This is a genomic window from Caballeronia sp. TF1N1, from assembly GCF_022878925.1.
GTDB lineage: Bacteria > Pseudomonadota > Gammaproteobacteria > Burkholderiales > Burkholderiaceae > Caballeronia.
On sequence record NZ_CP084626.1, the window covers coordinates 1,194,054 to 1,212,741 of the forward strand.

The following is an 18,688-nucleotide window of genomic DNA, read 5'->3' on the forward strand; positions in this document are numbered from 1 at the left end:
CCCACCATCTCACCCGATTACATATTCGGGTAGTTCGGCCCACCGCCGCCTTCAGGCGTCACCCACACGATATTCTGCGTCGGGTCCTTGATATCGCATGTCTTGCAATGCACGCAGTTTTGCGCGTTGATCTGCAGACGTTCGCCGCCATCGTCCGTCTTCACGAACTCGTACACCGCTGCCGGGCAATAACGTCCTTCCGGACCTGCATAGGTCCGCAAATTCACGTTCACCGGCACGCTCGGGTCTTTCAGCGTCAGATGCGCCGGCTGATTCTCTTCGTGATTCGTGTTCGAAATGAATACCGACGAAAGCCTGTCGAACGTCAGCTTGCCATCCGGCTTCGGATAAACGATCGGCTTGCTCTGCGACGCGGGCTTCAGCATCTCGTGATCCCAATGCTGATGATGCAGCGTCCACGGCACGTTGCCGCCCATGACCTTCTGTTCCAGCCCGACCATGAACGTGCCGAGGTACAGGCCCTTGCTCATCCACTGCTTGAAATTGCGCGCGCGATGCAGTTCGGTCTTGAGCCAGGAAGTATCGAAGGCTTCTGGATACGCGCTCAACTCGTCGCTCTGACGGCCCGCCTGCACCGCGTCGAAGGCGGCTTCGGCGGCCATCTTGCCGGACTTGATCGCCGCGTGGCTGCCCTTGATGCGCGATGCGTTCAAAAAGCCCGCGTCGTCGCCGGCCAGCGCGCCGCCCGGAAACACGAGCTTTGGCAACGACATCAGGCCGCCCGCGGTAATGGCGCGCGCGCCGTAGGAAATGCGCTTGCCGCCTTCGAGGAACGGGCGAATGGCCGGATGCGTTTTGTAGCGCTGAAACTCTTCGAACGGCGAAAGATACGGGTTTGAATAGCCGAGCCCGACCACGAAGCCCACCATCACCTGATTGTTGTCCATGTGATAAAGGAACGAGCCGCCGTACGTGTCGGGATCGAGCGGCCAGCCCGCCGTGTGGATAACGAGCCCCGGCTTGTGCTTGACGGGATCGGTCTCCCACAATTCCTTGATGCCGATGCCATATACCTGCGGATCGGCATTCTGATTGAGCTTGAACTTGTCCATCAACTGACGGCCGAGATGCCCGCGCGCGCCTTCGCAGAATAACGTGTACTTCGCGTGCAATTCCATGCCGAGCTGGAAGTTCTCGGTCGGCTCGCCATCCTTGCCGATGCCCAGATTGCCGGTGACGACGCCTTTCACCGCGCCACTGTCGCTGTACAGCACTTCGGCGGCCGGAAAGCCCGGGAAGATCTCGACGCCCAGTTCCTCCGCCTGCGCGCCCAACCAGCGCGTGACGTTGGCGAGACTCACGACGTAGTTGCCGTGATTCTTGAAGTTGTCGGGAAGCAGCCAGTTCGGCACCTGCTTCGCGCTGTCCTGCGTGAGAAAGAGGAAGCGGTCTTCGGTCACTTCGACGTCAAGCGGTGCGTTTCTTTCCTTCCAGTCGGGGATGAGTTCGGACAGACCGCGCGGGTCCATGACCGCGCCCGACAAAATGTGCGCGCCGATCTCCGAGCCTTTTTCCAGCACGCACACGCCGATTTCGACGCCTTTTTCCTGCGCAAGCTGTTTTAACCGGATAGCCGCCGACAAACCGGCTGGCCCGCCGCCGACGATGACGACGTCGTATTCCATCGATTCGCGGGGACCGTACTGCTCGATAAGGCTCGCCGGGGTCATCAATGCTCCTCTGTACCGTTAGAATGGCCTTTTAAGATCGCGTATTGTCAGCGAACGTCAGGCAGGCTGCAACCGACCTTGTCTGATCGAGTACGATCGTACTATTCTAGACGGCGCCGCGAAATCGGTGTCGATGCCACTAGCGGACTGGCGCATGCCGCGTGCCGCGTAAGGCCGAATCAACCGTAAAAGAAGGAAGCACAATGGGCCGTTCGATCAATCTGGAAGGCAAGGTCGCGCTGATTACCGGCGCGTCCAGTGGACTTGGAAAGCGTTTTGCGCAAGTACTGTCGCAAGCCGGCGCGAAAGTGGTGCTGGCGAGCCGTCGCACCGAGCGTCTCAAGGAATTGCGCGCGGAAATCGAGGCATCGGGCGGCGCGGCGCATGTCGTGTCGCTGGACGTGACCGACTATCAGAGCATCAAGTCCGCGGTCGCGCATGCGGAGACGGAAGCCGGTACCATCGACATCCTCGTGAATAATTCGGGTGTTTCGACGACGCAGAAGCTGACCGACGTCACGCCCTCCGACTACGAATACGTCTTCGGCACCAATGTGCGCGGCGCGTTCTTCGTGGCGCAGGAAGTGGCCAAGCGCATGATCATGCGCGGCAGCGGCGCGGCCAAGCCGGCGTATCGCATCATCAACGTGGCTTCGGTGGCGGGACTGCGCGTGTTTCCGCAGATCGGCCTCTACGCCATGAGTAAGGCGTCGGTCGTGCAGATGACCAAGGCCATGGCGCTCGAATGGGGCCGCCACGGCATCAATGTGAACGCCATCTGCCCGGGTTATATCGACACCGAAATCAATCACCATCACTGGAAAACCGAGCAAGGCCAGAAGCTCGTGTCGATGCTGCCGCGCCGCCGCGTGGGTTCGCCCGGCGACCTCGACGGCCTTCTGCTCTTGCTCGCCGCCGACGAATCGCAGTTCATGAACGGCGCGGTCATCTCGGCGGACGACGGTTTTTCGCTCTGAGCGCGCGCTTTCTCGAACAGGCAAACATGAGCAACAACCCTTTTCACACCGTCTTCGAACTTTCCATGCCTATCCGTTGGGGTGACATGGACGCCTTCGGGCACGTCAACAACACCGTCTACTTCCGCTACATGGAGCAGGTGCGAATTTCGTGGTTCGAAGAGCTCGGCATCGTCGGATCGAACGCCGAGGGACAAGGGCCGGTGATCGTCAATGCGTCGATGGAATTCCTGCGGCAACTACATTATCCGGGCAACGTGATCGGCCGCATGTCGGTCGGCAAGCCTGGACGCAGCAGCCTGGAAACGCACTTCGAGCTGTATCGCGACGACGCGCCTGGTGAGCTCTTTGCAAAGGGCGCGGCCAAGATCGTGTGGGTGGATTACAAGGCGGGCAAGTCCGTGCCGCTGCCGGACTTGCTTCGTCAGATCATCGAGACGGCTGCGCCCGCACTATGAGCGTGCGCGCTCAGTTGCCGAGCAGGCGCTGCAGCAACTCCGTCGCGTTGCCCGTATCGTATTTGCGCATGAGCCGCGCGCGGTAGATATCGACCGTGCGCGGGCTGATGTCGAGCACGCGGCCAATTTGTTTGCTCGTCTTGCCGGTCACGAGTTGCGCGGCGATCTCCCTTTCGCGCGGCGTCAGTTCTATGGCCACACGCCGCGTCGCGCTCAAATCCTCGAAAGTCCAGACGCCCGCCGCATGCGGTGCGTCGCGCTCCAGCGCGCGGCCGGTGACGTGGCACCAGAACATTTCCCCATCCGAGCGCTTCATGATGCGATCGTCGCTGTAGGTGCCTTGCGTGCTGATATGCGCGGCAATACGCTCGCCGATGCGCGCAAACTCGTCCGGACTCGGATAAAGCACCCGAAACGACTCGCCGATGAGCGCCGCGCGCTCGAAGCCGAACATGGCGCAGACCTGCTCGTTGCAGTCCTCGATGATGCGCTCGCGCGAAAGCACGAGGCCAACGGGCGCGAGATGAAACGCGGTTTGGTAGTCCAGTTCAGGCATGAGGAAAAGGTGCGCCCGTGCTTCGCTCCCGGACGGAACCAAAGGGCGCGGGCAAAGACTTATGTATTTTTGCGTATTGTGCCGGATGGATCGCTAAGCGTAATCTTTGCCCAAGTCTAAACGCCGCCTTGCTTGCCACGGCGGCCAAGAAAAGCCAGTTTTCAGTCGGGTTCACAAATGGAAGGGACAATCAGATGAACAAGGTCTATCCCAGCGCGAAGGCGGCGCTCGATGGCATCGTCAAGGACGGGCAGACATTCGCCGTCGGCGGTTTCGGGCTGTGCGGCATTCCCGAAGCGCTGATCGCGGCGTTGCGCGACTCGGGCGTGAAGGACATCACCTGCATCAGCAACAACGCGGGTGTCGACGGCTTCGGGCTCGGCCTCCTGCTCGAAACACGTCAGGTCAAGAAAATGATTTCGTCTTACGTGGGCGAAAACAAGGAATTCGAGCGGCAATATTTGGCCGGCGAACTCGAACTCGAATTCACGCCGCAAGGCACGCTCGCCGAAAAACTGCGCGCGGGCGGCGCGGGCATCCCGGCGTTCTTCACGAACACGGGCTTCGGCACCGTGATCGCGGACGGCAAGGAAACGCGTCAGTTCGGCGAAAACCATTACGTGCTCGAGCATTCGCTGACAGCGGACGTCGGTATCGTGAAGGCATGGAAAGCCGACAAATCGGGCAATCTCATCTATCGCCGCACGGCGCGCAACTTCAATCCGATGTGCGCCATGGCCGGCAAGATCACCGTGGCCGAAGTGGAAGAGATCGTCGAAGTGGGCGAGCTCGACCCCGATCACATCCATACGCCGGGCATCTTCGTGCAGCGGCTCGTCCTGAATGCGCACCCTGAAAAGCGCATTGAGCAACGTATCGTCCGCGCGAAAGGAGAATGACCATGGCTTGGACTCGTGACCAGATGGCCGCGCGCGCGGCGAAGGAATTGCAGGACGGCTTCTATGTGAACCTCGGCATCGGCTTGCCGACGCTCGTTGCCAACCATGTGCCGGACGGCATGGAAGTATGGCTGCAATCGGAGAACGGCCTGCTCGGCATCGGCCCGTCGCCGACCGAAGAAGAAGTGGACGCCGATCTCATCAACGCCGGCAAGCAGACGGTGACCACGCTGCCGGGCTCGTCGATCTTTTCGTCGGCGGATTCATTCGCGATGATCCGCGGCGGCCACATCAACCTGGCGATTCTCGGCGCCATGCAGATCAGCAAGACGGGCGACCTCGCCAACTGGATGATTCCCGGCAAGATGATCAAGGGCATGGGCGGCGCGATGGACCTCGTAGCAGGCGTGAAGAAGGTCGTCGTGCTGATGGAACACGTCGCGAAGGGCGACCAGCACAAGATTCTCGAAGAATGCTCGCTGCCGCTGACGGGCGTGGGCGTGGTGGATCGCATCATTACGGACCTCGGCGTGATCGACGTGACCGAGAATGGTCTCAAGCTCGTCGAACTGGCCGATGGCGTCAGTGCCGAGGAGATTCAGCAAAAGACCGGCGCGCCGTTGGATGTCAGCGGCGTGAAGTAATCGGCTTGAGTAAAGCGGCGTCTTTCGACGAGGAAAGGCGGGCGGGGCTGCGAGGCTTCGCCCGCTTTGTTTTTGATCACCGTGGTCAAGGGGTCGTCCGTTCGGCCGATGTTCAGTCGGTTTCGCGCGCGGCGCTTACAATCGATTCGACATCTTCCTGCGAGGAATACCCATGAGCACATCCATCGTCGTCGAAGCGCCACATCCGGCGGCCGCCGTGCCGCGCCAGCGTTTCGTGCAGTGTGCGAGCCCGGCCGGTCTGCATCGCACGGCCTACACCGAATGGGGCGATCCGGCCAATCCGCGCGTGCTGATGTGCGTGCACGGCCTGACGCGCTCGGGCCGCGACTTCGACAAGGTGGCGCAGGCGCTCGCAAACGAGTATCGCGTGGTGTGTCCGGATGTCGTCGGGCGCGGTCTGTCGGACTGGCTCGCCGACCCGCGCCATTACGGCGTGCCGCAGTACGTCGCGGACATGGTGACGCTCATCGCGCGTCTGAACGTGGAAACGGTGGACTGGTTCGGCACCTCGATGGGCGGACTCATTGGCATGGCGCTCGGCGGCTTGCCGAATACGCCGATTCGCAAGATGCTCATCAACGACGTGGGACCGCATATCGAACCCATCGCGCTCACGCGTATCGGCGAATATCTCGGCAAGCCCACGCGCTTCGCCTCGCTCGATGAAGGCGTGCGGCACGCCGCCGCGCTTGCGGCTTCGTTTGGCAATCTCACGGACGAGGAGTGGGCAAGCATCAATACGCCGCTTTTGCACGAGAAGGGCGGCGCGTGGCGCTTCCGCTACGACCCGGACATCGCGAAGCCGTTCAAGGCGTCGACGCCCGAACAGAACGCGGCGGGTGAAGCGTACTTGTGGCATGCGCTGGCCTCGTTCAAGACGCCGGTGCTCGTCGTGAGAGGAGAGCATTCGGACTTGCTGTCACGCGAGACGGTCAAGCGAATGGTGTCGAAAGGGCAGGCGGTCACGAGCGTCGAAGTGGCGGATACCGGACACGCGCCGGCCTTCCTCGCGGCGGACCAGATCGCCACCGCGCGCGCCTTCTTTCTCGGAAATGACGCGGGCGCGGCATAATATCGGGCTGAGCGCCTGGCGCTTTATCCCAATTTGCATCTCATCGAACAGGAACGCATATGGCAGTTACTCGTCATCACGTCGGCGCACGGCTTTCGGAAATCGCCATCCACAACGGCACCGTGTATCTCGCGGGCCAGATCGCCGAGGACACCGACCAGGACATCACCGGCCAGACGCGCGAAGTGCTCGGCCATATCGACCGTCTGCTCGAAGAAGCGAACAGCGACAAGTCGCATCTGTTGTCGGTGCAAATCTACGTCTCCGACATGGTGCACTTCGCCGCGATGAACGCCGTGTGGGACTCGTGGGTCGCCGCGGGCAACACGCCGCCGCGCGCTACCGTCGAAGCGAAGCTCGCGAACCCCGCGTGCCTGGTGGAAGTCGTCGTCGTGGCGGCGCAGCGCTAAGCAGGTTCGCCGAAGAGCAGTCATTCGCGCATGACCGAGTCCGCCGTTATCGCCGACACCTTGCCGGAGCCATCCATCGACGATGCGCTCGCGTTCATCCGCGAGCACGCGAAGGATGCGCGCGTCTCGACGGGCGAACTGCTCACCGAGCACGCGGAAGGCACGGCGCGCATCATGCAGACGCTCAACGTCGACGCTCACGCGATCGCCGCTGCGGCGCTCTTCGTATTGACGCCGCATCTGGACGACCCGGAGAAGGTCATCGAGGAGCGCTTCGGCGCGGAAGTGCAGCGGCTCGTCGGCGATGTGCGCAAGCTCTTGCGTCTCGGCTCCGTCAGTTCGCGCGCCACGCTCGCGGACTTGCCCGAGAACACGCGCGACGCACAGGCCGCGCGGCGCGCGCAAGTCGAATCATTGCGCAAGATGTTGCTTGCTTTCGCGCAGGATATTCGCGTGGTGCTGATTCGCCTCGCGTCGCGCCTGCAAACCTTGCGCTATCACGCGGCCAACAAGATCGATCCCTCGCCCGATGTGCCGCGCCAGACCATGGAAATCTACGCGCCGCTCGCGAACCGTCTCGGCATCTGGCAACTCAAGTGGGAGCTCGAAGACCTGTCGTTCCGCTTCGAGGACCCGGTCACGTACAAGCGCATCGCGAAGTTGCTCGACGAGAAGCGCGTGGAGCGCCAGTCCTATGTCACGGACGCCATCGCGCGGCTGCAGACTGAACTCGATACCGCGCAGATCAAGGCCGAAGTCAGCGGCCGGCCAAAGCACATCTACAGCATCTGGAAGAAGATGCGCGGCAAGCATCTCGATTTCTCCGAACTGAACGATGTGCGCGCGTTTCGCGTGATCGTCGGGGACATCAAGGACTGCTATACCGTGCTCGGCATCGTGCACAACTTGTGGCAACCGGTGCCGCGCGAGTTCGACGACTACATCTCGCGGCCCAAGCCGAATGGCTACAAGTCGCTGCATACGGTCGTGATCGGCGACGACGGGCGCGCGTTCGAAGTGCAGATCCGTACCTACGAGATGCATCAGTTCGCCGAGTATGGCGTGGCGGCGCACTGGCGCTACAAGGAAGCGGGCACGCGCGGCTACGCGGGCCAGGTCACGGCAAGCGAGAAGTACGACGAAAAAATCGCCTTTCTGCGCCAGTTGCTTGCCTGGAAGGACGATGTCGAAGGCGAGCAGCCCGGTTGGCAGCAGTTGCGCGACGCCACGCTCGACGACGACCACATCTATGTGCTGACGCCCCAGGCGCGCGTGATCGCGTTGCCGCACGGCGCGACAGCGGTCGACTTCGCGTATCACCTGCATAGCGAGCTTGGGCATCGCTGTCGCGGCGCACGTGTCGATGGCGTCATGGTGCCGCTCAACACGCCGCTGCAGAACGGGCAGACGATCGAGATCGTCGCGGTGAAGGAGGGCGGCCCGTCGCGCGACTGGCTCAATCCGCAGCTCGGCTATCTGCACAGCCCGCGCGCGCGGCAGAAGGTGCGCGCGTGGTTCAACACGATCGATGCGGCGGAGAACATCGCGGAAGGTCGCGCGATCGTCGAAAAGACGCTGCAGCGCGAAGGGAAGACCTCGGTCAATCTCGATCAGCTCGCGAGCAAGCTCGGCTTCAAGGCGCCCGAGGATCTCTACTCGGTCGTCGGCAAGGACGAATTCAGCCTGCGCAATATCGAACAGGCCTTGAGCGATACGCCGCCCCCCGAGCCCGAACTCGAAACGCCCGAGCAGTTCGAAAAGCGCAGCAGCGGACAGAGCGTGGCGCTCGGGGCGTCGACGGGCGTGCTGGTCGTCGGCGTCGATGCGCTGCTCACGCAGCTCGCGCGTTGCTGCCGCCCGGCGCCGCCGGACCCTATCGCGGGGTTCGTCACGCGCGGCAAGGGCATGTCCATTCATCGGTCCGATTGCGCAACGTTCCAGCGCATGGCGCAGCGTTCGCCCGAGCGCGTGCTGCATACGACGTGGTCGGCGCAGGTGATGAACGGGCGCGGGTCGTCGGTGTATCCGGTGGATTTGTCGGTCGAGTCGGCGGATCGGCAGGGACTGTTGCGCGACATCACTGAAGTCTTCGCGCGCGAGAAGATCAACGTGATAGGCGTGAAGACGCAAAGCCGGCGCAACGTGGCCTACATGCAGTTCACCGTGGAAGTGTCCAACGCGATGCAGATTCAACGCGCGTGCACCTTGCTCGGGGAAGTCGTGGGCGTGATCCGCGCGGCGCGCCGAGCCTGAACGCAAGCTACGGCCGGGAGCGTCACTGCGCGAAAAGTTGAACGGATCGACGAATAATTTTTCGATTCATCGCACAGATGCACTTGCCAAAAATCGAAACGCTCCATATAATCTCACTTCTTTCAGGCTCGTAGCTCAGCTGGTTAGAGCACCACCTTGACATGGTGGGGGTCGTTGGTTCGAGTCCAATCGAGCCTACCAACGAAAACGAAGCCTCGGTCCGCCGAGTCTTCAATCCGCAAGAAGCGCATTGCGCACAAGGCGAAAAAATATGGCACGTCGAACGTTGACCGAAACAACTTCGGAGCGACGCTAGTCGAGGACCTAATTCGCCTTCTGCCAATCTGTTTGCGGTATGTGTGAAAAGTGAATGCGGCCCCTCGATAGCGGGGCCGCATTTTTTTTGTCTCTCGGGTTTTGCACGGTATCGAGCGGCATGTTTTAGTCGAACTCGCCTGGCGTGAGCTGGCGTCTTGGAGAACGAAATGGTTTCGGTACGTTTGCCTGATGGGTCGGTCCGTCAATACGACCACCCGGTGACCGTCGCGGAAGTCGCGGCATCGATCGGCGCGGGTCTCGCCAAGGCCGCGCTTGCCGGCAAGCTCAACGGCGAGCTCGTCGACACGTCGTTTGTCATCGACCAGGATTCGTCGCTCGCCATCGTCACGGACAAAGACCCGGAAGGCGTCGATGTCGTTCGTCACTCTGCCGCGCACTTGCTGGCCTACGCGGTCAAGGACTTGTTCCCCGAGGCGCAGGTGACCATCGGACCGGTCATCGACAACGGCTTCTATTACGACTTCGCGTACAGCCGTCCCTTCACGCCCGAAGACCTCGAGAAGATCGAAAAGCGCATGCAGGACCTCGTCAAGAAAGACGAGCCCGTGTCGCGGCGCGTGGTGTCGCGCGACGAAGCGGTCGAGTACTTCAAGAGCATCGGCGAGAAGTACAAGGCGGAGATCATCGAATCGATCCCGGCTTCGGACGAAATCAAGCTCTATTCGCACGGCGGTTTCACCGACCTGTGCCGTGGTCCGCACGTGCCGTCCACCGGCAAGCTGAAGGTTTTCAAGCTCATGAAGGTCGCGGGCGCGTACTGGCGCGGCGACTCGAAGAACGAGCAGTTGCAGCGCATCTACGGCACCGCCTGGACCAAGAAGGAAGACCAGGAAGCGTATCTCCACATGCTCGAAGAAGCCGAGAAGCGCGATCACCGCAAGCTCGGCAAGCAGCTCGACCTGTTCCATTTGCAGGACGAAGCGCCGGGCATGGTGTTCTGGCATCCGAAGGGCTGGTCGCTGTGGCAGCAGGTCGAGCAGTACATGCGCCGTCGGATCAATGAGGCCGGCTATCTCGAGATCAAGACCCCGATGGTCATGGACCGCTCGCTGTGGGAAGCGTCCGGCCATTGGCAGAACTATCGCGAGAACATGTTCACGACCGAGTCCGAGAAGCGCGACTACGCCATCAAGCCGATGAACTGCCCGGGCCACGTGCAGGTGTTCAATCACGGGCTGAGGTCGTATCGCGATCTGCCGCTGCGCTACGCGGAGTTCGGATCGTGCCATCGCAACGAGCCGTCGGGCGCGTTGCATGGTCTCATGCGCGTGCGCGGTTTCGTTCAGGACGACGCGCACATCTTCTGCACGGAAGATCAGTTCATCGCCGAATCGATCGCGTTCAATACGCTCGCGATGAGCGTGTACAAGGACTTCGGCTTCGATCACATCGACATCAAGTTGTCGCTGCGTCCGGAGCAGCGCGCCGGTACCGACGAAACCTGGGATCGCGCGGAGCAAGGCCTGCGTGACGCGCTGACCGCGTGCGGCCTGCAGTGGCAGGAACTCGCGGGCGAGGGCGCGTTTTATGGTCCGAAGATCGAGTACCACATCAAGGACGCGCTCGGCCGGTCCTGGCAATGCGGCACGCTGCAGCTCGACATGGTGTTGCCGGAGCGTCTCGGCGCGGAGTACGTCGGCGAGGACAACAGCCGCCGCCGTCCGGTCATGCTTCACCGCGCGATCGTCGGGTCGATGGAGCGTTTCCTCGGCATCCTGATCGAGCACCATGCCGGTGCAATGCCGCCGTGGCTCGCGCCTGTGCAGGCAGTCGTGCTGAATATTGCCGAAAGTCAGGCCGAATATGCGGCTTCTCTGGCCCAATCGTTGCAAAAACAAGGGCTTAGAGTTGAGAGCGATTTGCGCAATGAGAAGATTAGCTATAAAATACGCGAGCACACGCTGCAAAAGGTTCCGTATTTGCTGGTCGTCGGAGACAAAGAGCGTGATGCACAAACCGTAGCCGTGCGTGCTCGTGGCGGTGTCGATCTGGGCGTGATGCCGGTCGACGCATTCCTCGAACGTCTGCAGCAGGAAGTGCGGGCGTTCAAGTAAGTCACTCGCAGCGCGGCTAGTCTTTTTATTTTTAGAGGAAACGTAACATCGCTACTGATAAGTCGTCACATCGCATCAACGGTGAAATCACTGCGCCGGAAGTGCGCTTGGTCGGAGTGGACAACGAGCCGCTCGGAATCGTGAAACTGGCCGAGGCTTTCCGTCAATCGGAACAGCTCGACGTGGATCTGGTCGAAATCGCGCCGCAGGCTTCACCGCCTGTCTGCCGTTTGATGGATTACGGCAAGTTCAAGTACTCGGAAGCGAAGAAGCAGCACGAGGCGAAGCTTAAGCAGAAGATCGTGCAGGTGAAGGAAGTCAAATTCCGCCCCGGCACGGACGACGGTGATTACAACGTCAAGCTGCGTAACCTCACGCGCTTCCTCGAAGACGGCGACAAGACGAAAATCACGTTGCGTTTCCGCGGTCGGGAAATGGCGCACCAGGAAATCGGCATGCGCATGCTCGAACGTCTGAAGACGGATCTGGACGAATACGGCCAGGTCGAGCAAATGCCGAAGATGGAAGGGCGTCAGATGATCATGGTGCTTGCCCCGAAGAAAAAGGGTAAGTAACGAGCGTCGTAAAGCGTTGGATCGCGCGCCGTTGAAAAGCGTGAGCGCGGCATCGCAAGTGGTTTCAGGGCTGGCGTCACTTTGGTGACGCCGCTCATGAAAAGCGGTAGCCACAAAAGGCTGTCCGCACATAAGTGGAGCGTGGGTTTCGAAGGGCGGCAAGGGGTCCGATGTTTGTTTGACGGATCATCCGCACACCCATGACCATCTAATAAACTGGAGTAGTTTCATGCCGAAGATGAAGACCAAGAAGAGTGCTGCAAAGCGCTTCGTGGTGCGTCCGGGCGGTACCGTCAAGCGCGGTCAGGCCTTCAAGCGCCACATTCTTACCAAGAAAACCACCAAGAACAAACGCCATTTGCGTGGCACGACGGCCGTTCATGAGTCAAATCTGAACTCCGTCCGCGCAATGTTGCCGTTCGCTTAACCCTTAACCGACACTCATAGGAGCGCAACATGCCTCGAGTAAAACGTGGGGTTACCGCACGGGCCCGTCACAAGAAGATCATCCGTCTGGCCAAGGGTTACCGCGGCCGTCGCAATAACGTCTATCGCATCGCCAAGCAAGCGGTCATGCGCGCAGGGCAATACGCCTATCGCGATCGCCGCAACAAGAAGCGTGTGTTCCGCGCATTGTGGATCACGCGTATCAACGCGGCGGTGCGTCAGCACGACATGACGTACAGCGTGTTCATCAACGGCCTGAAGAAGGCTTCGATCGAACTCGACCGTAAGGTGCTGGCCGACATGGCTGTGTTCGACAAGGCTGCTTTTGCTGCGATCGTGAATCAGGTGAAAGCCGCCGTTGCAGCCTAATTGCGAAATTAGTACTGCGTGGTTCGCCTGAGCGTCGTCCGGTTGTTCAGGGTGGCGCGAAGGTAGAAAACGGGGCTCTCACCGAGCCCCGTTTTTGTTGGTCGGACGGTTTTGCTTATCGCATGTGAGGCGTACGAACCAATCGTGCGCATAAGCCAAACCGTAATTCAGTTAGAACTTCGACGTTGAAAAGATGGGATCAATGGATCTGGACCAGATTGTCGCCGACGCAAAAAGCGCCTTTGAAGAAGCCTCCGACGCCGCCGCGCTCGAAAACGCGAAGGCCCGCTTTCTCGGCAAATCCGGCGCGCTGACCGAACTGCTGAAGGGTCTCGGCAAGCTCGATCCGGAGGCGAAGAAGACCGAAGGCGCGCGGATCAACGTGGCCAAGCAGCAAGTCGAAGCGGCGCTCAACGCGCGTCGTCAGGCGCTGGCCGACGCGCTCCTCAACCAGCGACTCGCTGCCGAAGCTATCGACGTTACCTTGCCCGGACGCGGCGCGAGCACGGGCACGTTGCATCCGGTCATGCGCACGTGGGAGCGCGTGGAGCGCATCTTCGGCACGATCGGCTTCGATGTCGCGGACGGTCCCGAGATCGAAACCGACTGGTACAACTTCACGGCGCTCAATAGCCCTGAGAACCATCCGGCGCGCTCGATGCAGGACACCTTCTACGTCGACGGTAAAGATGCCGAAGGCCGTCCGCTGTTGCTGCGCACGCACACGAGCCCGATGCAAGTGCGCTACGCGCGCATGAACAAGCCGCCGATCAAGGTGATCGTGCCGGGCCGCACGTATCGCGTGGACAGCGACGCCACGCATTCGCCCATGTTCAACCAGGTCGAAGGCCTGTGGATCGAAGAGAACATCAGTTTTGCGGACCTGAAGGGCGTCTATACCGATTTCCTCAAGAAGTTTTTCGAGCGCGACGACATTCTCGTGCGTTTCCGCCCGTCGTATTTTCCGTTCACGGAGCCGTCGGCCGAGATCGACATGATGTTCGAACACGGCAAGAACGCGGGCAAGTGGCTGGAAATCTCCGGCTCGGGTCAAGTACATCCGACCGTCATCCGCAACATGGGGCTCGACCCGGAGCGCTATATCGGTTTTGCGTTCGGTAGCGGCCTCGAGCGTCTCGCCATGCTGCGTTACGGCGTGCAGGACTTGCGTCTGTTCTTCGAGAACGACCTGCGTTTTCTGCGCCAGTTCGCTTAAACGCCGCACGGCCCGCGGAGCCCGGTTTGGCAACAGCAACCGGGCGAGAGACACCACCTCATTCGAACGTAGACACACATGCAATTCCCAGAATCCTGGCTCCGAAGCTTCGTCGATCCCGCACTCACGACCGACGAACTTGCGCACGCACTCACGATGGCCGGTCTCGAAGTCGAAGACCTGCGGCCGGTCGCGCCGCCGACCAAGAAGATCGTCGTCGGACAAGTGCTGGAAGTGGCGAAGCATCCGGACGCCGACAAGCTCAACGTCTGTCAGGTCGATGCCGGCACGGGCGAGCAGTTGAACATCGTGTGCGGCGCGCCGAACGTGACGCCCGGCATCAAGGTGCCAGTCGCGCTGGTCGGCGCGGAGTTGCCGCCTGCCGAAGCCGGTGGCGCGCCTTTCGCAATCAAGCTCTCGAAGCTGCGCGGTGTCGAAAGCCAGGGCATGCTGTGCTCGGCGCGCGAACTGAAGCTCTCGGAAGACCATAGCGGCTTGCTGATCCTTCCGGCCGATACGCCGATCGGAGAAGACATTCGCGAAGCGCTCAATCTCGACGACACCGTCTTCGAGATCAAGCTCACGCCGAACAAGGCGGACTGCCTTTCGGTTTTTGGCGTCGCGCGCGAAACCGCCGCGATCACGGGCGCGACGTTGAAGTCGCTCGACATGCCGCCGGTCGAGGTCAAGCTCGACGAGAAGCTGCCGGTGAAGATCCTCGCGCCGGATCTGTGCGGACGCTTTTCAGGTCGCGTGATTCGCGGTGTGAACGCGCGCGCGAAGACGCCGCAATGGATGGTCGAGCGCCTTGAACGCGCCGGTCAACGTGGCATCTCGGCGCTCGTCGATATCTCGAATTTCGTGATGCTTGAACTCGGCCGTCCCTCGCACGTGTTCGATCTCGACAAGATTCACGGCGGTATCGAAGTGCGTTGGGGCAAGAAGGGCGAATCGCTCAAGCTGCTCAACGGCAACACTGTCGAACTGGATGAAACCGTCGGCGTGATCGCGGACGGCGCGCAGGTCGAAAGCCTCGCGGGCATCATGGGCGGCGACAGCACGGCTGTCACGCTCGATACCACCAACATCTATCTCGAAGCCGCCTTCTGGTGGCCGGACGCCATTCGCGGCCGTGCGCGCAAATACAACTTCTCGACGGACGCCGCGCATCGCTTCGAACGCGGTGTCGATTACTCGACCACTGTCGAGCATATCGAACGCATTTCGCAACTGATCCTCGACATCTGCGGCGGCGAAGCCGGCCCGGTGGACGATCGGACCGTCAACGTGCCCGAGCGTCATCCGGTGACCATGCGCGTGTCGCGCGCGCACCGCATTATCGGCGTGGACATTAGCGTGGACATTAGCGTGGACGAGATCGCACAGATTTTCACGCGTCTGAATCTCGCTTTCGAGCGCGACGGCGATACCTTCAGCGTGACGCCGCCGGCTTATCGCTTCGATATCGAGATCGAGGAGGATCTGATCGAGGAAGTCGCGCGCATCTATGGTTTCGAGAAAATTCCCGCGCGCCCGCCGGTTGCTGCCAGCGAAATGCGGCGCACGAACGAAACGAAGCGCTCGATTCACACATTGCGTCATGCCGTGGCCGCGCGCGACTATTCGGAGACCGTGAACTTCAGTTTCGTCGATGCCGACTGGGAGAAGGATTTGGCCGGCAACGACAATCCGGTGAAGCTCATCAATCCGATCGCGAGTCAGCTTTCGGTCATGCGCACGACGCTGTTCGGCAGTCTGATCGACGTACTGCGCTACAACCTGAACCGGCGCGCGGACCGTATTCGCGTGTTCGAAGCAGGGCGTGTGTTTCTGCGCGATGCATCGGTTACGGCGGGCGAATTGGCTGTCGAAGGTTTCGCGCAACCGAAGATGATCGGCGGTCTCGCCTACGGTCCCGCGCTCGACGAGCAATGGGGCGCGCCGTCGCGCAGCGTCGACTTCTTCGACGTGAAGAGCGACGTCGAAGCGCTGTTCGCTCCCGTCGTGCCGCGCTTCGTGAAGGCGGAGCATCCGGCGCTGCATCCGGGACGCAGCGCGCGTGTCGAAGTGGCGGGCCGGGCGGTGGGCTGGATCGGCGAACTGCATCCGCGCTGGCAGCAAAAGTACGACCTGCCGCATGCGCCGATCCTCTTCGAAATCGAAGCGGACGCGTTGATGGATCGCGCGCTGCCGGCGCCTTCGGAAGTGTCGAAATTCCCGCCTGTGCGGCGTGATATCGCCGTCGTCGTGGATCAGAAAGTACCGCTCCAGGCGTTGCTCGACGAGCTTGAAAATGCCCGTTCGGAACCTGCCTGCAAGCACGTCACAAGGGTTGCGCTTTTCGACGAATTTCGTCCAAAATCAAATACTTCCGGTGGGTTGGCGGAGCACGAGAAAAGTCTTGCCTTCCGTGTTACGTTGCAAGATACTGGCGGCACGCTTCAGGATGAAACGGTCGATACGGCCATCAAAACGCTGGTGGATCGCCTGGCTCGAGTACACGGCGCGCGGTTGCGCGGATAGCCTGCGGTTGGGCATGTAGTTGGCCTGCAGTTGGCTTAGTCCGTCTTCATCGTCGTCCGCCGTTTTACCGATATGAACCAAATGAACTCGAGTGATTTCGAAGCCCTTCTCTCGGCGCAGCGTAGCGCCATGACCCGAGATATCCCGACTTCGGGCGCCGTGTCCAATGACACGCCCACGCTCACGAAAGCCGAACTGGCCGAGATGCTGTTCGACCACGTCGGCTTGAACAAGCGCGAAGCGAAAGACATGGTCGAAGCCTTCTTCGAAGTCATTCGCGACGCGCTCGAAAGCGGCGATAGCGTCAAACTCTCCGGCTTCGGCAACTTCCAGTTGCGCGACAAGCCGCAGCGTCCGGGACGCAATCCGAAGACTGGCGAAGCCATTCCTATCGCGGCACGGCGGGTCGTCACATTTCATGCAAGTCAGAAGTTGAAGGCGCTGGTGGAAACGGGAGCGGAGTCAGGTCTCACGCGTTGAATTCGCTCATGCGCTGAACATCGCGCGAATCGCTTTTGCTTGCCGTGCTTCATCGACATCACTCACCAAGATGGTTGATCGACGATGGAAAAAGTCGTCTTGCCTCCGATCCCGGCCAAGCGTTATTTCACGATTGGCGAAGTCAGCGAGCTGTGCGGTGTCAAGCCGCACGTGCTGCGCTATTGGGAGCAGGAGTTTACGCAGCTGAGGCCGGTCAAGCGGCGCGGCAATCGGCGCTACTATCAGCATCATGAAGTGCTGCTGATCCGGCGGATTCGCGAACTGCTATACGAGCAGGGATTCACCATCAACGGCGCGCGTAATCGGCTTGATTCGCAAGGCCGCCCGATCAGCGATGACGCCGAAGCCGAAGATATCGAGGGCGTAGCGGCTGCGCCTTCAGCGGGCGTCGATGTCGATCAGTTGCGCAAGGAGATCACGCAGGTGATCGATTTGCTCGGTGGCTGAATGCCGCTTGTCTTGTAGGAATGACCAATGCCGCGACGGATTCGCGGCATTTTTTTGGTCTGTGTGCATTGCGTTCCGAGTGCGACTGCGCGAAGAACATGGGCTGTATGGTGCCGGTCTACCCGCACAATGGCGAATCACAAAGCATGGGTTGGATCTATCAACCGACGGTCAGGTTCGCGCTTGGCGCCTCTACACCAACCGACCAGTACACAAGGCTCGGCCCCATACCCATAGGCGGATAGATACGCCAGTCATCAGGTCCGTGATGGAAGAAGTACAGCGCAAAGCGCCCGCCATTCTTGTATGCGCTCACACATACATAGCGGCTCCCGCCCAGATAGATGCGGCCGAACCGTGTAACGCGCGCGGATGACACCGAAACGAACCATCTCGCGACTTCGAGACGTAAACTGGAAGTTCGGGCTGAAAGCGGTTGCCTTTGAACGACAGGCGCGAGAGCAAGCGAAGGCATCAGGCGGCGTTCCTTATACGTCACTTTAAGATTAGAGCTTAAGGGCCTGACTTACAAGTGGTTTTTGTGCCTTTTAAGTCTGAGTAAAAGCGGGCGATTGCTTTAGGGAGACGATGCTTTCTTGTTTCCGATCTGCAGTGGAAACCGATGAATCAATCGCTTCGGAACAAACTACAGACGGTTTCGGCGAGCATACCGCAAACGTTTGCTCTACGAGCTACTTTTCAGCGTGCAAAGTCATGCGCAATTGAGAAAAGCAGCGATTAGCTTTCACGTGCTTTGAAGCAAGCGGTGCCATAGCGCTTCGGAAAGTTTGATTAGGGCGACAGTATTGTCAAATGCGTCGACTGTTCTTCGTTATCCATACGCCGCAGAAATTGCGATGCATCGACCGGACAAAATAGCGCTTCTGTGCGGACTAACGGCGGATTAGTCCGTCGAGCTTCTACCCGCTGGTTCGGTGCCTTGCTTTTTTTATGCGGTGAGCGGGTCGTTGAGCGTCGCGTCAAAATCGCGTTAAGGCAGGCACGGCCAATCATCGCGAACGCCGCGAGTTCAGTGTTTTTTGCATTGCATGCAGCGCGCAAACCTATCTGAACGTTTTAGCGCGCCCATTTTCGCGTATGAACTTCGGCGTGGCGACTGCCGCCCATTTTTCTGCACACGTGCGGGAGAGCATGGTCAGAAGAGGATAAGCAACTCTCGGATTTCGCACGACGAGTCGGCCCATCTCGAGCAGCACGGCAATTCTCTGGCGGCGA

The 18,688-nt window shown here is 60.5% G+C and carries 17 protein-coding genes and 1 tRNA gene; 16 read left to right on the top strand and 2 right to left on the bottom strand.

Features of this window, described 5'->3' with window-relative positions:
* Positions 1-17 precede the first annotated feature (17 nt).
* A complete protein-coding gene (locus LDZ28_RS05490) occupies positions 18-1,691 on the bottom strand; it encodes an electron transfer flavoprotein-ubiquinone oxidoreductase (RefSeq protein WP_244827690.1) in 1,674 nt (557 codons plus the stop codon).
* Positions 1,692-1,894: 203 nt separating this feature from the next.
* Here LDZ28_RS05490 and LDZ28_RS05495 point away from each other — a divergent pair, with 203 nt between their 5' ends.
* On the top strand, positions 1,895-2,668 hold the full coding sequence (locus LDZ28_RS05495) for an SDR family oxidoreductase (protein WP_244827691.1): 774 nt from the start codon (positions 1,895-1,897) through the stop codon (positions 2,666-2,668).
* Positions 2,669-2,694: 26 nt separating this feature from the next.
* Entirely contained in the window at positions 2,695-3,126 is a 432-nt protein-coding gene (locus LDZ28_RS05500) for a thioesterase family protein (RefSeq protein WP_244827692.1), read from the top strand.
* A 10-nt stretch (positions 3,127-3,136) separates the two neighbouring features.
* Here the strand turns inward: LDZ28_RS05500 and LDZ28_RS05505 are convergent, their stop codons facing one another.
* Positions 3,137-3,682 (bottom strand): LuxR C-terminal-related transcriptional regulator, encoded by a 546-nt coding sequence (locus LDZ28_RS05505; RefSeq protein ID WP_244827693.1) that lies wholly within the window; start codon positions 3,680-3,682, stop codon positions 3,137-3,139.
* Between the two features lie 194 nt (positions 3,683-3,876).
* Between LDZ28_RS05505 and LDZ28_RS05510 the strand changes: the two genes are divergently transcribed.
* From LDZ28_RS05510 to LDZ28_RS05575, 14 genes are all read left to right on the top strand, one after another.
* Positions 3,877-4,581, top strand: coding sequence for a CoA transferase subunit A (locus tag LDZ28_RS05510; RefSeq protein ID WP_244827694.1), 705 nt, complete (start codon positions 3,877-3,879; stop codon positions 4,579-4,581).
* A 2-nt stretch (positions 4,582-4,583) separates the two neighbouring features.
* Positions 4,584-5,225, top strand: coding sequence for a CoA transferase subunit B (locus tag LDZ28_RS05515; RefSeq protein ID WP_244827695.1), 642 nt, complete (start codon positions 4,584-4,586; stop codon positions 5,223-5,225).
* Between the two features lie 172 nt (positions 5,226-5,397).
* On the top strand, positions 5,398-6,318 hold the full coding sequence (locus LDZ28_RS05520) for an alpha/beta fold hydrolase (RefSeq protein ID WP_244827696.1): 921 nt from the start codon (positions 5,398-5,400) through the stop codon (positions 6,316-6,318).
* Positions 6,319-6,377: 59 nt separating this feature from the next.
* Positions 6,378-6,728, top strand: a complete 351-nt coding sequence (locus tag LDZ28_RS05525; protein WP_244827697.1) for a RidA family protein — start codon at positions 6,378-6,380, stop codon at positions 6,726-6,728.
* Between the two features lie 30 nt (positions 6,729-6,758).
* Positions 6,759-8,981 carry a bifunctional (p)ppGpp synthetase/guanosine-3',5'-bis(diphosphate) 3'-pyrophosphohydrolase gene (locus tag LDZ28_RS05530; RefSeq protein WP_244827698.1) on the top strand — a complete coding sequence of 741 codons (2,223 nt, stop codon included), beginning with the start codon at positions 6,759-6,761 and terminating at the stop codon, positions 8,979-8,981.
* 124 nt (positions 8,982-9,105) lie between these two features.
* Positions 9,106-9,182: transfer RNA gene (locus LDZ28_RS05535), tRNA-Val, on the top strand.
* Between the two features lie 284 nt (positions 9,183-9,466).
* Positions 9,467-11,374 carry a threonine--tRNA ligase gene (thrS, locus tag LDZ28_RS05540; RefSeq protein WP_244827699.1) on the top strand — a complete coding sequence of 636 codons (1,908 nt, stop codon included), beginning with the start codon at positions 9,467-9,469 and terminating at the stop codon, positions 11,372-11,374.
* A gap of 47 nt (positions 11,375-11,421) precedes the next feature.
* Positions 11,422-11,949 (top strand): translation initiation factor IF-3, encoded by a 528-nt coding sequence (gene infC, locus LDZ28_RS05545; RefSeq protein WP_074168877.1) that lies wholly within the window; start codon positions 11,422-11,424, stop codon positions 11,947-11,949.
* 229 nt (positions 11,950-12,178) lie between these two features.
* Positions 12,179-12,376 carry a 50S ribosomal protein L35 gene (gene rpmI, locus LDZ28_RS05550; protein WP_244827700.1) on the top strand — a complete coding sequence of 66 codons (198 nt, stop codon included), beginning with the start codon at positions 12,179-12,181 and terminating at the stop codon, positions 12,374-12,376.
* A 29-nt stretch (positions 12,377-12,405) separates the two neighbouring features.
* Positions 12,406-12,765: a 50S ribosomal protein L20 gene (gene rplT / locus LDZ28_RS05555; protein WP_050454097.1), complete on the top strand. Its 360-nt coding sequence runs from the start codon at positions 12,406-12,408 to the stop codon at positions 12,763-12,765.
* Positions 12,766-12,967: 202 nt separating this feature from the next.
* Positions 12,968-13,981 (top strand): phenylalanine--tRNA ligase subunit alpha, encoded by a 1,014-nt coding sequence (pheS, locus tag LDZ28_RS05560; RefSeq protein ID WP_244827701.1) that lies wholly within the window; start codon positions 12,968-12,970, stop codon positions 13,979-13,981.
* A gap of 78 nt (positions 13,982-14,059) precedes the next feature.
* Positions 14,060-16,504, top strand: coding sequence for a phenylalanine--tRNA ligase subunit beta (pheT, locus tag LDZ28_RS05565; protein WP_244827702.1), 2,445 nt, complete (start codon positions 14,060-14,062; stop codon positions 16,502-16,504).
* A gap of 72 nt (positions 16,505-16,576) precedes the next feature.
* On the top strand, positions 16,577-16,984 hold the full coding sequence (locus tag LDZ28_RS05570; RefSeq protein ID WP_244827703.1) for an integration host factor subunit alpha: 408 nt from the start codon (positions 16,577-16,579) through the stop codon (positions 16,982-16,984).
* Between the two features lie 84 nt (positions 16,985-17,068).
* Entirely contained in the window at positions 17,069-17,452 is a 384-nt protein-coding gene (locus LDZ28_RS05575) for a MerR family transcriptional regulator (protein WP_244827704.1), read from the top strand.
* Positions 17,453-18,688 lie beyond the last annotated feature (1,236 nt).

Coding starts and splice junctions, on each gene's coding strand:
- LDZ28_RS05490 (WP_244827690.1), bottom strand. CDS start 1,691: ATGACCCCGGCGAGCCTTATCGAGCAGTACGGTCCCCGCGAATCGATG.
- LDZ28_RS05495 (WP_244827691.1), top strand. CDS start 1,895: ATGGGCCGTTCGATCAATCTGGAAGGCAAGGTCGCGCTGATTACCGGC.
- LDZ28_RS05500 (WP_244827692.1), top strand. CDS start 2,695: ATGAGCAACAACCCTTTTCACACCGTCTTCGAACTTTCCATGCCTATC.
- LDZ28_RS05505 (WP_244827693.1), bottom strand. CDS start 3,682: ATGCCTGAACTGGACTACCAAACCGCGTTTCATCTCGCGCCCGTTGGC.
- LDZ28_RS05510 (WP_244827694.1), top strand. CDS start 3,877: ATGAACAAGGTCTATCCCAGCGCGAAGGCGGCGCTCGATGGCATCGTC.
- LDZ28_RS05515 (WP_244827695.1), top strand. CDS start 4,584: ATGGCTTGGACTCGTGACCAGATGGCCGCGCGCGCGGCGAAGGAATTG.
- LDZ28_RS05520 (WP_244827696.1), top strand. CDS start 5,398: ATGAGCACATCCATCGTCGTCGAAGCGCCACATCCGGCGGCCGCCGTG.
- LDZ28_RS05525 (WP_244827697.1), top strand. CDS start 6,378: ATGGCAGTTACTCGTCATCACGTCGGCGCACGGCTTTCGGAAATCGCC.
- LDZ28_RS05530 (WP_244827698.1), top strand. CDS start 6,759: ATGACCGAGTCCGCCGTTATCGCCGACACCTTGCCGGAGCCATCCATC.
- thrS (WP_244827699.1), top strand. CDS start 9,467: ATGGTTTCGGTACGTTTGCCTGATGGGTCGGTCCGTCAATACGACCAC.
- rpmI (WP_244827700.1), top strand. CDS start 12,179: ATGCCGAAGATGAAGACCAAGAAGAGTGCTGCAAAGCGCTTCGTGGTG.
- rplT (WP_050454097.1), top strand. CDS start 12,406: ATGCCTCGAGTAAAACGTGGGGTTACCGCACGGGCCCGTCACAAGAAG.
- pheS (WP_244827701.1), top strand. CDS start 12,968: ATGGATCTGGACCAGATTGTCGCCGACGCAAAAAGCGCCTTTGAAGAA.
- pheT (WP_244827702.1), top strand. CDS start 14,060: ATGCAATTCCCAGAATCCTGGCTCCGAAGCTTCGTCGATCCCGCACTC.
- LDZ28_RS05570 (WP_244827703.1), top strand. CDS start 16,577: ATGAACCAAATGAACTCGAGTGATTTCGAAGCCCTTCTCTCGGCGCAG.
- LDZ28_RS05575 (WP_244827704.1), top strand. CDS start 17,069: ATGGAAAAAGTCGTCTTGCCTCCGATCCCGGCCAAGCGTTATTTCACG.